The sequence below is a fragment of the Chryseobacterium jejuense genome (assembly GCF_017877355.1).
Lineage (GTDB): Bacteria > Bacteroidota > Bacteroidia > Flavobacteriales > Weeksellaceae > Chryseobacterium > Chryseobacterium jejuense_A.
Genome location: NZ_JAGIPR010000001.1, coordinates 529,076 through 542,549, shown reverse-complemented (window position 1 = coordinate 542,549; position 13,474 = coordinate 529,076). Strand labels below are relative to the sequence as shown.

Here is a 13,474-nt window from a genome sequence, read left to right as displayed (position 1 = left end):
TTTTTATCTCTTCTAAAAAAGTTAAAAATAGCTACTACTTTTAATGTAGTCATTGTAAAAAAAAATGCAATGTGTTTTTATTCTTTCCACATTGCAATTTTAATAAGTTTATAAAGATTTATTTATAAGTTTTTATCATCTTCCAACAATTCTCTTGCCTGATATTCCTGAACAAGATCAATAGCATTAGAAATTACATCGCTTAAAGCGGTGATGAATGTGCCTTCTTCCGCCATTCCCATCGCATGTTTTAACGCTTCTATTTCTTTAGGAATAATCTCGTAGCTGACATCTTTTCCTGAAGCCTGCATTCCTTCAATAATCAATCCGTTGATCTCTTCCTCGGTTCTTCCCCGAAGATGTTTTTCATTACGGATGATGATATGATCAAACATTCTTCCTGCAATTTTCCCACATTCCCTGATATCATTATCTCTTCTGTCTCCAACACCGGAAATAATCCCTATTTTCTTTGTAGCTTCAATATTTTTCAGATAATCTTCAATAGCTTCATATCCGGACGGATTGTGAGCAAAATCGATCAATACTTTAAAGTTTTTAAACTTAAAGACATTTAATCTCCCCGGAGTAAGCTGTGCACTTGGAATAAAGGTTCTCAGTGAATTGGAAATATCCTCAATTCCAAATCCATAAAGATAACTTGCCAAACTGGCTGCCAGTACATTTTCGATCATGAATCTGGCTTTCCCTTCCATTGTAATCGGGAAATCTTTCGCCTTACCGATTCTGATCTTCCAGTCTCCTTTTTTAATGGTTACAAAACCTTCTTCATAAACACAGGTAATTCTTCCCTCTTTTGCAAATTTTACAATATGAGGATTATTTTCATCCATACTGAAAATCGCTACATTAGAATCGAGATCATTCACAATTTTCATGGAATATTCATTGTCTGCATTCAGAACGCTCCAGCCGGTTTTCTTTACACTATCTAATACAACGCGCTTTACTTTGGTAAGATCCTTTAAATTGTGAATGTCATTCATTCCCAGATGATCTTCTTCAATATTGGTGAGAACCCCGATATCACATTGTGAAAATCCTAATCCGGAACGGAGAATTCCGCCTCTTGCCGTTTCAAGAACAGCAAATTCTACAGTAGGATCTTTTAAAATAAATTCTGCTGAAATCGGTCCGGTAGTATCACCTTTTGACAGCATTGTATTTTGAATATAAATCCCGTCAGATGTGGTGAAGCCTACTCTATAGCCATTGCTTTTTACAATATGGGAAATCAATCTTGTTGTGGTTGTCTTTCCGTTTGTACCTGTTACTGCAATAATTGGAATGGTAAAAGGTTTTCCTTGTGGATACAACATATCCACAACGGGTGCCGCAACATTTCTTGGAAGCCCTTCACTTGGAGCAAGGTGCATTCTAAATCCTGGTGCAGCATTTACCTCAATAATGGCTCCACCACTTTCTTTTAAGGGTTGTGTAAGGTTTTCCGCCATAATATCAATCCCGCAAACATCCAGTCCTATAATTTTGGAAACTCTTTCTGCCATGGTGATATTTTCCGGATGTACCATATCGGTAACATCTATCGATGTACCTCCCGTAGAAAGATTGGCTGTTGATTTCAGGTACACTATTTCTCCTCTTTGTGGAATTGTTCCCAGCGTATACTGAAGCTTTTCAAGCAGTTCCAAAGTATCCTTATCCACTTCAATTTCGGTAAGGACATTCTCATGACCATATCCTCTTCGCGGATCTTTATTTTCTTTATCAATAAGCTGCTGAATATTTAGTTCACCATCTCCAACGATGTGAGCCGGAACTCTTCTTGCTGCAGCAACCATCTTATTATCAATTACCAATACCCTGAAATCATATCCTGTAATATATTTTTCAACAATTACCTTTCTGGAGTATTTCTGGGCATGTTCCAATCCTATTTTGGCAGCCTCCCAATCAGTAACATTGATAGATGAACCTTTTCCATGATTTCCATCCAAAGGTTTTAGAACGATGGGGTACCCTATTTTTTTGATTATCTTATCTAAATCCTCTTCATCAACAACCAAGTCTCCTATAGGTACAGGAATAGCTGCATCATGGAGCATTCTTTTTGTTAATTCTTTGTTACAGGCAATATCCACAGCAATAGAGCTGGTTTTTCCGGTAATCGTAGCCTGAAAACGTTGTTGATTTACGCCATATCCAAGCTGTACCAGTGAATTTGTCCCTAATCTGATCCATGGTATTTTTCTGGAAACAGCTTCTTCCACAATACTTCCGGTAGATGGTCCCAGACGAACACGCTCTCTGATCTCTTTCAGTTTCTGAATACAGGCATTCAGATTATAATCTTTGTCTTCAATTAAAGCTTCTGCGATCTTTACGGCTTCTTCAGCAGCATAGATTCCTACATTTTCTTCCAAATAATTGAATACCACATTATACACTCCCGGACTTTTCGTTTCCCGGGTTCTTCCAAAGCCAACATCCATCCCCGCCAAGGTCTGTATTTCCAAGGCAATATGCTCAATGACATGCCCCATCCAGGTTCCCGTTTCCACTCTATGGAAAAAACCTCCTTCCACTCCTTCTGAACACCTATGGGTAATCAGTGACGGGATCAGTTTCTCAATTCTTTCTCTGAATCCATCAATTTTATTGGTGGGATAATTCTCCATTTCTTCAAGGTCCAACCTCATCTGTATCAGCTTTTTTCTTCTGATACTCCAGATGTTAGGACCACGCAGTGCCTGAATCTTTTCAATTTTCATAGTCTATTGGCATTTTAACAGTTAACAATAACTTATTTTACAATCAAATATAATATAAAACCCTAAACAAAACCATAGCAAGCATGAAGATTTATCAAAAAAGAATTAAATTTAATTAACATTTTTAAAACATTAAAAATCAACTAAAGATGGCACGAATTTCGCCAAATATGTTAATTATTTTTTAATTTTGTACCATGACTAAACCTGTAGGAAAATTAATAGTTATCGGAGGAGCTGTAAATAAAGGAAGCTTTGCAGAAACCGACTATGATCAGAATATTGAAAAGAATCTTAATTTTTTTGAACGTGGAATCTTGCGAAAGATCATCAGCGAATCAAAGCATAAGGAAGATTCTGTTATTGAAATCGTAACAACAGCCTCTCAAATTCCTCAGATTGTAGGTACAGAATATAAAAAAGCCTTCGAATTCCTAGGGGCGAAAAATGTGAACATTCTTGATATTCACAACCGTGAAGAGGCTAACTCTGATGCAATGGTGGCAAGAGCAAACGCTGCAGACGTGATGATGTTTACCGGTGGAGACCAGCTAAGGCTGACTTCTATTCTGGGTGGAACAAGATTTCACGATACCATTCTATTAAAATATCAGGAACAGGATTTTATCTATTCCGGAACTTCTGCCGGTGCTGCTGCTGCATCTGAAAATATGATCTATCAGGGAAGCAGTTCTGAGGCTCTATTGAAGGGGGAAATTAAAACAACACAAGGGTTAGGGTTAATAGATAACGTTATCATTGATACGCATTTTGTACAAAGAGGCAGAATCGGACGTCTTTTCCAGGCAGTAGTGAATAACCCAAGAACCCTTGGAATCGGACTTGGGGAAGATACAGGACTTTTCATTCATAATGATGTAATGACGGCTGTAGGTTCAGGACTTGTGATTCTGGTAGACGGAAGATTTATTAAGGATACCAACCTGACCAATATCAATCTTGGAGAACCTATTTCTATTGATAATTTAACGGTTCATGTGATGTCTATGAACGATCATTATGATCTTACGACTAAAACTCTTACCATTGAGAACTCACAATTCAATCCTATTCCACAAGATAAATAGAACAAAAGAACAACTATACAAACGGAACCTCGGTTCCGTTTTTTTATTTAACATTCCTATTAAGCTTTGGCTAAAACCAATGGATTTGATCTTTTTACTTTAAAGTACGCTAAAGCCCACCACTATTGATTTAATTAAACAAATATTGAGATTTATCTTTAATCTAATATATTTATACCTTAATTTAGTAAAAATATTTATCAACTCTCATTTATATTCTATGAAAATCATCATTCACGGAGGCTTCTTCTCGGAAAGTGACCAAAGCCATGAAGTAAAAACAGCCAAACAAAACTCTTTAAAAGAAATTGCTGAAAAGGCATTTCATTATCTTCAGACTCATTCCGCTTTTGATGCGGTGGCTTATGCAGTTTCTTTACTGGAAGATGATCCTTTATATAATGCAGGAATTGGTTCACAGATTCAGAGTGATGGTATAATCCGGATGAGCGCCGCTATTATGAATGGTGAAACTCAGAAATTAAGTGGCGTTATCAATATTCAGGATGTAAAAAACCCCATTTTTGTAGCAAAAGATCTTATTGGAGAGGATGACCGGGTTTTAGGCGGACAAGGAGCAAAACGCTATGCCACAGAACATGGGTTTGAGAACTTCTCAACTGAAATTCCGCAGAGAAGAAAAGAATATGAAGCTAAACTTGGTAATGGTGGAAAAGGAACAGTAGGCTGTGTAGCCATCGATAAGGATGGAAAACTGGCTGTTGCGACTTCTACAGGAGGAAAAGGCTTTGAGATCCCGGGAAGAATTTCAGACTCTGCCACAGTGGCCGGAAATTATGCCAACGCCTTCTGTGCAGTAAGCTGTACAGGTGTAGGAGAAGATATTGTAAGCAATGCTACTGCCGCAAAAATTGTAACCCGGGTAACAGATGGAATGAGCCTTGAAACGGCTTTCACTAAGACTTTTGATGAACTTAAAACAATTGACGGATTTGCAGGTGCCATTGCCATTGATAAAGACGGGAATGTTTATCATCAGGACTCCTATCCTACTATGGTTTTCGCCAGTTTTGACGGTAAAAATTTCGATATCTTTTCTTAATTTTAACATTATTTTATAATTCTGCTTAATTTTTTGGCACGTATTTTACATATGTATTAATAACAAATTTTAATATTAATATCTTTTAAAAAATAGAAATCATGGGAAACAAAACAAAAGGTTTATTAGCTTTACTAGGATTAGGCGCTTTGGCTTATTGGAAATACAAAAATTCAAGTCCTGAAGATCAACAAGCTGTAAAGGATAAACTTAATACAGCAAAAGATAATCTTAACAAATGGGGAAATGACCTTAAGACTAAAGCTAACGATGTTGCTTCCCAAGTTCAAAGTAAAGTAGACGAGGCAAAAACAAAGGCCGAAGATTCTTTAAACTAAAAACAGACAGTAGTTTTTTTAACATTCATATATAGAAAAAGTCATCGTAGTAGTTTGCGATGACTTTTTGTTTTATCAATCAGAAAATAGTATCACTTTAATTTCCCTGAATAATATAATTTTTTTCTATTAATTTCCTTTCAGGTTCATTAGAATTATCCGGCTGAAACCAAACTTCAACCCTGCTTCCATAATAGTCTCCCCAATCTCCTTCTTTCACTGTAAAACCATCATCATCGCCTGAAAATTCTTTCAGCTCATCATTAGGATTAAAGACCTTTCTCATCGATTGTTTTTTAATCTCTTTTTCAGAAAGAATTCTATTGGTATTAAAATCATACACTTTTAAATAGACCTTCCCATTTTCTATTTTATTCAGGAAAACATCGTATTTATAAGATCCCGGCTGTAAATAATCATAGATAAGAATATCAGGCTGGGTAACCTCTACGAGTTCTTTCTCATCTACAAACTGCTTCAAAGGCATTGAAAACTTTGCATTCTTTGGGTTTTTAATATCATTGTTATAAGGCTTATAAGGACTCTTAGGTGGGCAAAAAGCAAATAATCCACCAATGATAGAAAACATAATAAAGCTTAAAAGACATTGCCAAAGACCATTTTTAAATTCATCTTTTTTGAACATCCTCGAAATTCCCAATATAAAACTTACCCCTGCAACCAAAAATGGCATAGCTGAGAAAAAATTCCATGTAAAACTGCTAATGGGTAAAATAAGGATTAATAACCAGCAAAAAATCCCTATAAATAATGTGATTAAAGAGGTAAAATACCATCTCCAGTTTAATGCTCTAAAAACAACTTCTTTTATCATAATTTGTCTATAATTTTTTTCTTCTGCTCATTGAATTCTTCTTCATTTAAAATTCCGCTTTCTTTTAATCTTCCCAATTGTTCCAGCTGGTCTAAAACACTGGGTTCAGATGTATGCTGAGTGTATTCTTCAGGACGGGACATGAAGTCTCTTACTTTCTCACAAAAGAGTTTGGCTTCATATTTTCCTACTCCATCAATCTCAACAAGATCATCAGACACCTGAATATCTATAGAAGCCAGCATCATTGCGGTTTCATATTGTATTGAACTTATTTTGGTGTAAGAATAATCCTCTACCGTTAATCCATACATGAATTCTTTATCTACAAACATCAGTCTTCTGTCAGTAGCCACTAAGATAATATGGTGTTGTGTTGTTTTATTTCTGCCTTCCACAAGGTAAACGATTCTTTCGTCTACTGAAAGAATATCCGGCAGAGCATGAATCTCTTTTCTGGCAAAAATGGTAGGATTGATATCCAGTTTTTCGAGTTCTTCTTTTATTTCTTTAAGTCTTGATCCCATTGTTATAGTTGATGAGCTTACATTACTATTTCTTTTCAATTCAATAAAAATATTCAACTTAAGCCGGAATGACAATAGAGGAATGCAAAGCATACACTTTCCAGCCTAAATTTTCATATAATAGCTTCCCCTCTTCTGTAGCTACTAAAAGATTATTAGTAAACCCTTTTGATAAGGCTATTTTCTCCAGCTCTTTTAATAAAAAAGATGCCAATCCTTTCCTTTGATGATTTATTTCGGTAACAATCCTATCATAAACGGCAACATCATCTATCAAAGAGACACGTCCAATTGAAGCCTGCTCTCCATTTTCTGCTACAATTCTTACCACAAAAGTTGTATTGTATTCTGAAAATTCCAAATGATATCCTTCTGCCAGACTGATGTCCGGGAAAATCATGGGATGAAAGCAAGTCATTAAATATCCTTGGGCCTGTAGTTGCCATTTTTCAGGGATATTTCCCATAACCTGTTCCAGAGAAGTACTTACTTTCAGATAAACCCAAGGTTCATCAATTGACCGGGCGAGCTGAAAAAAGTCTTCGTTAAGTTCAGGAAACACATATCGCTCTTTTTGTTTTTCATCCCCCACGAATACATTAAATCCAGATTTATATTGAATAGGAAAGGATACTTCTCTTGACAAGCACCATCCTTTAAGCCAGTTTTTTACAATTTCCGTTTTATCCTTCATGATTTGGTGTTAAAGGTTTTATTTTAATTATCCCAGTAGTTTCTTTTTTTGCGCCGTAAATTCAGCATCTGTAAGGATTCCGTTCTCTCTCAGTTTTCCAAGTTTTTCCAGCTGTTCAAGAATCTCAAGGGAAAGTGTTGCGTTTGTAGTTGTATTGGTATTTACAGGATCTGTTTGTTGCTGAGGCTGCTGTACCGGATTATTATAGATAGGTCTTATGATATCGTAGAACTTTTCTGCATCTTCTTTATCCATAAAACACTCAAATTCTACCACTCTTTCGTCAAGATGTAGTTTAATGATTGGAGATCTCGGATTGGTTACAAAACTTACCGACCTTATCATTTCATTAGAATAATCATTGATTTTAGCTGCTCCAAACATTGTTTTTGAAACAGAGATCATTCTTTTAGAGGTTGCCACCAGTATTCCTGCAGCCAGTGTATTGACAAACTGAGCATCTGTAATGCCTAAGATCTTCTCATCTTCAGGAATCAAAGAAGGCAATTCTTTAATCTCTCCTTTTGTAAATACGGAAAGGTTGGCATTCAGTTTTTCCAGTTCTGCTTTTATCTTTTGTTTTCTCCTTTTATATTCTTCTTTAGAAATATTTTGAGGTTCTTCAGTTACAGCCATAGGAAGGTTTTCCTGGATTGTTATCGCTGAAGAGTTTTGTTCTGTATTTTTATTCTGAATGATACGATGAATATCATCAATATTGAACTGATTAAGATTATACAGTACTTCCTGATTGATGTAACTTATTTTATCTAAACATTTATTGCATAATACACTGTTATCTGAAAGCTTATTTTCGCCCAGAAGCTTATCCATAGAGGTTAATTCGGTGCTACACAATGAACAAATATTACTCATTTCTTATTTTTTATAATTTATTCAGCAGTTTTTTCTTCTGCTCTTCAAATTCTTCTTCTGTTAAAATTCCGTTTTCTCTTAATCTTCCTAATTTTTCGAGCTTATCAAAAACTGTTGAAGGATCTTCCTTTTGTGGTATTTCTGACTGAAATATCGGAGATTTTGGTTCAGAGTTCGTTAGACTTTGTTTTAATCGGTTTTTGGAACTATTTACATAATCTTCTATTGCTTCACAAAATAGTTGGGCTGCACTTTTATTTTTAAATCTGAAATCAGTCTGAGATCCATTTATAAGCATCTTTAGCAGAGCCGAACTTTCCCCAAGGCCATATAAAACAGTATTAATATTCTGATATTGAAATTCATTTTGATACAGATTTCCAAAAAAGCCTTTGTTAAGAAAAACCACTCTATGCTGTGTTGCTAGCAGAAGCCCGTCCATCTTGTTATGTAAATACTTAGCATCAGCTATCGCAATAAGCTTTTCATCTGTATTTAGAATTTTCACAAGTTCATCCACTTCATTGTTCACAGATGCACTGAGTGTAGCGTTTAAAGCAAGAATCTGTTCTTTAATTTCTTCTGATCTTGTAGGCTTGGCATTATCTATGGAAAACCGAACCGTGTGGGAAAACGTTATGGTAGTACGGGATACTGAAGTCTCTACTAAAGGCTCTTCTTCAGTTTCTTCAACTTCCTCAATACTTTCCCTCCATACTAAATCCCTTATCTCTGTCAAGCTGTAATTGATAAGATTATTCACCAGATCTTTATTAGTAGCCGTTGCTTTATTCAGGCATTTATTGCATAAGATCCCACCATCTGAAAGCTTATTCTCTCCCAGAACGGTATCCATAGGCGTTAAAGGTATTCCACAAAGAGCACAACTTATGTTCATTCCAGTTTTATATTTAAAAGTTTTTTTAATCAGAACAGACAACAACTATCGTTCTGTTTTGTATCAGTCAACACCCTCAATGATGATCTGTTTATAATTAACTTATTTTAAATCATCATTAAAATGTAGCCTAGATTGTTACATTTTTAAAGTCTTTCTAATAATTTCGCTTTCTGAATTGAGAACTCTTCTTCACTTAAAACACCCATTTGTCTTAATTTCCCCAGCTTTTCCAGTTGCTCGAAAATATCTTCTGAGGAATTTTTGGGTGTATTAGATGCACTTTGATTGGATATACTTTGAGGTGCCGTGTTTTGAACATTTTGAAAGAAAGACTGTGGCTCCGTTGCTTTCTGATGAAATGGTCTGTCCGGTTCTCTGATCTGTCCGTTTACAATATCACAGAATGATCTTCCATCACTTTTATTATGCAGTTTAAACTCAACAGCACCTCCTCTTGTATTAACTCTTAATACTGAGTACAAAAGGTTTTCAACCTGATCCAGAGAAGTAATATCTTTATGGGTATATTCATTTTTCACAACGCCACCCAGGAATTTTTTATCCATGAAAATCACTCTCCATTGGGTTGAAAAAATAATTCCCTCCCTGTTATTATGAAGATTTATACATTCTGCAATGGCAATCAATCTTTCATTATGATCCAGAACTTTATCCAGTTCATTTACTTCTTCATTCGCCAAAACACTCAATCTGGCTTTAAGGGCTACAATCTGATCTTTTATTTCGTCTAATCTGGTGGGAGCATCATATTCATAATTACTCGATCCTGAATAAGGAGAGCTTCCCGGATTCTGACTGGCGTCAATTTTACTTTTGAGAAACATTCCTGTTATTTCAGCAAAATAAAACTGGTGTAGATTATGGGTAAGCTCTCTATTGATCGTAATTGCTTTATTAAAACATTCAGCACACAAATAGCCGCCATCTGCAAGCTTATTTTTCCCAACAAGCATGTCGGTAGACGTTAGCGGTGTTCCACATAATGCACAAATAGTATTCATCTGGTTTTTAATTTTTAAATGGTATGGGCTAAAACAGCTTTAGTCTGTTTTTATTCTCGCAGCCCAAATTACAAATTCTGATTCTATATTTACCCTCAAAAATATTTAAAACTTCTCGTTTTTCAGGTATTTTTTTCCTCCTCTCTTAAAATTAATCCATCTTAACACGTAATTTACTTCTATTCTGATTGAAAAATGAATTCTATAATTTTTGTTGAAAATGATTTTTTTCCACTAAAAAAGGTTCTGTTGGCACAATCTGAATTTGGCTTTCGCAAAGAACCTCGTCCAGAAGATCTCAGATTTCTGACTCAGGAAACAGTGCAGAAAACTTTGAAAACAATGGGAAATGGAAAGGATAAATTTACAGGAAACCCTGAAAAAATATCCTGTGAAAGAAGTGAAACTCCATCCGGACATTTTACATTTAGACTGCGAACGGCTCAAGATATTAAATCTTGAGCCGTTTTTATTTAAATATAGAATCCAACCGCTATGGTTAGCTTATAGAATTTATAATTTATTCAGAAGTTTCTGCTTTTGTTCCGTAAATTCTTCATTTGTAAGAACTCCACTCTCCCTCAATTTTCCAAGCCTCTCTAAAAGCTCCAAGATAGAGTTTATAGAAAGCTTTCTGATGCCCACGGTAATAAATGTGGATTAATGTAGTTGATCTGATATTTTATATTTTACAGCTATCATTCTCAAAAGGATTGAGTGTCTTATTTTACCCTAAGAACTCATCCAAAGAAACAGTCTTTTGTTCTCCGGCTTCAAGATCTTTGAAAGTAACCGTACCATTTTTGATTTCCTCTTCGCCTAAGAAAACAAGGTGCTTAATTCCTTTTTTCTCTGCGTAAGTAAATTGTTTGTTGATTTTTGCATTTTCAGGATACAATTCTGCTGAAATACCTTTTGATCTTAGTTGCATGATTAATTTCAGAGCCTCTGTAGTTCCTTCTCCTCCGAAATTAGCAAATAAATATTCTATTTTAGAAGAAGCTTCTTCAGGGAAAAGATTCAATTCTTCCATGACAAGGTAAATTCTGTCTAATCCGAATGAAATACCAATTCCCGGGATATTTTTCACCCCAAACACTTCTGTAAGGTTGTCATATCTACCACCGCCTCCAATGGAGCCCATAGCCACCTCATCTGCTTTCACTTCGAAAATGGCTCCGGTATAATAATCAAGACCTCTTGCTAAGGTAATATTGAATACAAGATTCTGCATATCAACACCAAGGTTCAGAGATTGTGTAAGAACAAATTCTAGCTCCTCTACTCCTTGCAGGCCGATCTCATTGCCTGCAAATTTTTCTTTTAGCTGAAGAAGGTTTTCCAGTGCATCGTCAGACTGGCTGAATAAGAAATCTAATTTATCAATAGATTCCTGGGAGATTTCTCTTTCCAATAATTCTTTAACAACTCCTTCTTTTCCAATTTTATCCAACTTATCTAAAGCAACTGTAAAATCAATCAGTTTATCTGTAATTCCTGCATATTCTGCTAATCCGGAAAGGATCTTTCTGTTGTTCATATGAATGGTAACAGGAACGTTCAGATCAGCGAATGATTTCAAATACAGCTGAACTAGGTCTACTTCCTGCAGTAAGCTTTCACTTCCTACTACGTCTGCATCACACTGATAAAATTCTCTATATCTTCCTTTCTGAGGTCTGTCTGCTCTCCATACCGGCTGAATCTGGAAGCGTTTGAATGGGAATGTTAATTTCCCATGATTCATTGCTACAAATCTTGCAAAAGGTACGGTAAGGTCATAACGAAGCGCTTTATCAGTTAAACTTTCTGAACTGAAAGGTTTCTCCAATGCTCTCTGAAAGTCATGAAGCATTTGATGTTTTTTATCATCCTTTGCTTCATTAATGCTTGAATTAAGGATTTTAAAAATCAAGCGATCACCTTCTTCTCCGTACTTTCCTGTTAAAGTAGAAAGATTTTCAAAGCTTGGTGTTTCCAATGGCTGAAATCCAAATAATTCAAAATTATTCTGTAGAATATTAATGATATATTTTCTTCTGGAAACTTCCTGTGCTGTAAAATCTCTCGTTCCTTTTGCTAAACTTGGCTTCATTTATTGTATGTCATTTTGATAAGTACAAAAGTACGGAATTGCAAGGAATTTTACACAGTATAAAAAAGCTGAAGAAGTAATCTTCCTCAGCTTTCAGAGTTAACAGGATCATTTATTCCGAAAAATCAGACACTTTCAAGGATTTCCAGTATTTCTTCACCATAATTTTCAATCTTATGTTTTCCGAATCCTTTGATCTCCAGCAGTTCTTCTTTTCTGGCTGGTTTATACTTGGCTACAGACATCAGCTCTTTGTTGCTTGCAATGAAGTAGCTTGGCAGATTTTGTTCCCTTGCTTTCTCCGATCTCCAAAGTTTCAGCGCATCTAGAATCTTTTCTTCATCGGAATTCAGGAAATCATTATCTGCAGAGTATTTAACAATCTTTGGCTCTTTCACTGTATTTTTCACCAATTTAAGTTCGTCAAAATACAAGATCACAGACCAATAACATTCATCGTTTACAAAAGCGGTTTCCACTTTTATAATCTCGTTTCCTTCCAGAAAATCATCGAGCATTTTCTGATCTTTGTAGAGAAATTCTTCAGGAAGTCTGATCTTAAAAACTTTTACTTTCATCATTTGAGTTTTTAGAATTATTTACCTCCCAACAACAGGATCTCGTCTACTCTAATTTCCGTAATGTAACGCTTTACGCCATCCTTATCATCATAAGACCTGTACGTAAGCTTACCTTCAATGGCAATTTCTTTTCCTTTAGGAACATACTTTTCCATAATTTCTGCAACTTTCCCGAAAGCAATCAGATTGTGCCATTGCGTTTCTTCTACTTTTTCACCTTTAGCATTGGTGTAATGATCGCTTGTAGCTAAAGATACACTTGCTTTTACATTTCCGTTTTCGAAGTTTACCATTTCAACTTCTTTACCTGTGTAACCAATTAATGTTACTTTGTTTCTTAGTGACATAACTTTTAGATTTAATGATTAATATTTCAGATAAGAGACGTTCACTGCTTTCTCAAATCTCTGTTGCAAAGTTTGCGATATCCCCATAAATCAGTCGGTTATAAACTATTTAAATTCGTTTGTAGTCGTTTGTTATCGGGTAATGAAAATTAAAAGTGTTTAGGAATACTTGCTTTTAATAGTAAAAAATGATGATTCAATTTGAAAAATGAAAAATTATAAAGTAATTATCCACTAATGCACTAATTCTTTTTATCCATGCATTAGTTGCCATTTTATTAAGATTTAAATTAATTTTGTCTTCGGTTTTTTACTAAGAAGGAACTTTAATGATTTTTGAATATAAAGAAATGA

The 13,474-nt window shown here is 35.2% G+C and carries 15 protein-coding genes; 4 read left to right on the top strand and 11 right to left on the bottom strand.

The genetic code is table 11. From position 1 onward, the window contains the following. Positions 1 to 122: 122 nt before the first annotated feature. On the bottom strand, positions 123 to 2,753 hold the full coding sequence (gene cphA, locus J2772_RS02485) for a cyanophycin synthetase (RefSeq protein ID WP_209912978.1): 2,631 nt from the start codon (positions 2,751 to 2,753) through the stop codon (positions 123 to 125). Positions 2,754 to 2,950: 197 nt separating this feature from the next. On the opposite strand from cphA, the gene J2772_RS02480 reads away from it, so the two are divergent. From J2772_RS02480 to J2772_RS02470, 3 genes are all read left to right on the top strand, one after another. Next, positions 2,951 to 3,841, top strand: coding sequence for a cyanophycinase (locus tag J2772_RS02480; RefSeq protein ID WP_045497456.1), 891 nt, complete (start codon positions 2,951 to 2,953; stop codon positions 3,839 to 3,841). Between the two features lie 220 nt (positions 3,842 to 4,061). Beyond that, positions 4,062 to 4,904: an isoaspartyl peptidase/L-asparaginase gene (locus J2772_RS02475; RefSeq protein WP_209912976.1), complete on the top strand. Its 843-nt coding sequence runs from the start codon at positions 4,062 to 4,064 to the stop codon at positions 4,902 to 4,904. Positions 4,905 to 5,005: 101 nt separating this feature from the next. Then, positions 5,006 to 5,242: a YtxH domain-containing protein gene (locus J2772_RS02470; RefSeq protein WP_209912974.1), complete on the top strand. Its 237-nt coding sequence runs from the start codon at positions 5,006 to 5,008 to the stop codon at positions 5,240 to 5,242. A 97-nt stretch (positions 5,243 to 5,339) separates the two neighbouring features. Here J2772_RS02470 and J2772_RS02465 read toward each other — a convergent pair whose 3' ends face one another. The 6 genes from J2772_RS02465 to J2772_RS02440 all read right to left on the bottom strand — a co-directional run bounded on the left by J2772_RS02465 (position 5,340) and on the right by J2772_RS02440 (position 10,097). Then, on the bottom strand, positions 5,340 to 6,077 hold the full coding sequence (locus J2772_RS02465) for a hypothetical protein (RefSeq protein WP_209912972.1): 738 nt from the start codon (positions 6,075 to 6,077) through the stop codon (positions 5,340 to 5,342). Then, complete coding sequence (locus J2772_RS02460; protein ID WP_209912970.1) at positions 6,074 to 6,604, bottom strand: PH domain-containing protein; 531 nt, start codon at positions 6,602 to 6,604, stop codon at positions 6,074 to 6,076. Before J2772_RS02460 ends, J2772_RS02465 begins: the two co-directional genes overlap by 4 nt. Positions 6,605 to 6,662: 58 nt before the next feature. After that, positions 6,663 to 7,298, bottom strand: coding sequence for a GNAT family N-acetyltransferase (locus tag J2772_RS02455; RefSeq protein ID WP_209912969.1), 636 nt, complete (start codon positions 7,296 to 7,298; stop codon positions 6,663 to 6,665). Between the two features lie 27 nt (positions 7,299 to 7,325). Then, a complete protein-coding gene (locus J2772_RS02450; RefSeq protein WP_209913462.1) occupies positions 7,326 to 8,174 on the bottom strand; it encodes an SHOCT domain-containing protein in 849 nt (282 codons plus the stop codon). Positions 8,175 to 8,184: 10 nt separating this feature from the next. Then, complete coding sequence (locus J2772_RS02445; RefSeq protein WP_209913460.1) at positions 8,185 to 9,072, bottom strand: SHOCT domain-containing protein; 888 nt, start codon at positions 9,070 to 9,072, stop codon at positions 8,185 to 8,187. Positions 9,073 to 9,218: 146 nt separating this feature from the next. Then, entirely contained in the window at positions 9,219 to 10,097 is an 879-nt protein-coding gene (locus tag J2772_RS02440) for a PH domain-containing protein (RefSeq protein ID WP_209913459.1), read from the bottom strand. Between the two features lie 195 nt (positions 10,098 to 10,292). Between J2772_RS02440 and J2772_RS02435 the strand changes: the two genes are divergently transcribed. Continuing rightward, positions 10,293 to 10,559 carry a hypothetical protein gene (locus tag J2772_RS02435; RefSeq protein WP_209912967.1) on the top strand — a complete coding sequence of 89 codons (267 nt, stop codon included), beginning with the start codon at positions 10,293 to 10,295 and terminating at the stop codon, positions 10,557 to 10,559. A 51-nt stretch (positions 10,560 to 10,610) separates the two neighbouring features. Here the strand turns inward: J2772_RS02435 and J2772_RS24390 are convergent, their stop codons facing one another. The 4 genes from J2772_RS24390 to J2772_RS02415 all read right to left on the bottom strand — a co-directional run bounded on the left by J2772_RS24390 (position 10,611) and on the right by J2772_RS02415 (position 13,120). Continuing rightward, the gene (locus J2772_RS24390) at positions 10,611 to 10,742 is read right to left on the bottom strand and encodes an SHOCT domain-containing protein (RefSeq protein ID WP_410494378.1); all 132 of its coding nucleotides are present in this window, start codon (positions 10,740 to 10,742) and stop codon (positions 10,611 to 10,613) included. A gap of 82 nt (positions 10,743 to 10,824) precedes the next feature. Next, positions 10,825 to 12,192, bottom strand: coding sequence for a histidine--tRNA ligase (hisS, locus tag J2772_RS02425; RefSeq protein WP_209912963.1), 1,368 nt, complete (start codon positions 12,190 to 12,192; stop codon positions 10,825 to 10,827). Between the two features lie 125 nt (positions 12,193 to 12,317). Continuing rightward, the gene (locus J2772_RS02420; protein WP_245365073.1) at positions 12,318 to 12,773 is read right to left on the bottom strand and encodes an HRDC domain-containing protein; all 456 of its coding nucleotides are present in this window, start codon (positions 12,771 to 12,773) and stop codon (positions 12,318 to 12,320) included. Between the two features lie 14 nt (positions 12,774 to 12,787). Beyond that, on the bottom strand, positions 12,788 to 13,120 hold the full coding sequence (locus tag J2772_RS02415) for a single-stranded DNA-binding protein (protein WP_045497669.1): 333 nt from the start codon (positions 13,118 to 13,120) through the stop codon (positions 12,788 to 12,790). Positions 13,121 to 13,474 lie beyond the last annotated feature (354 nt).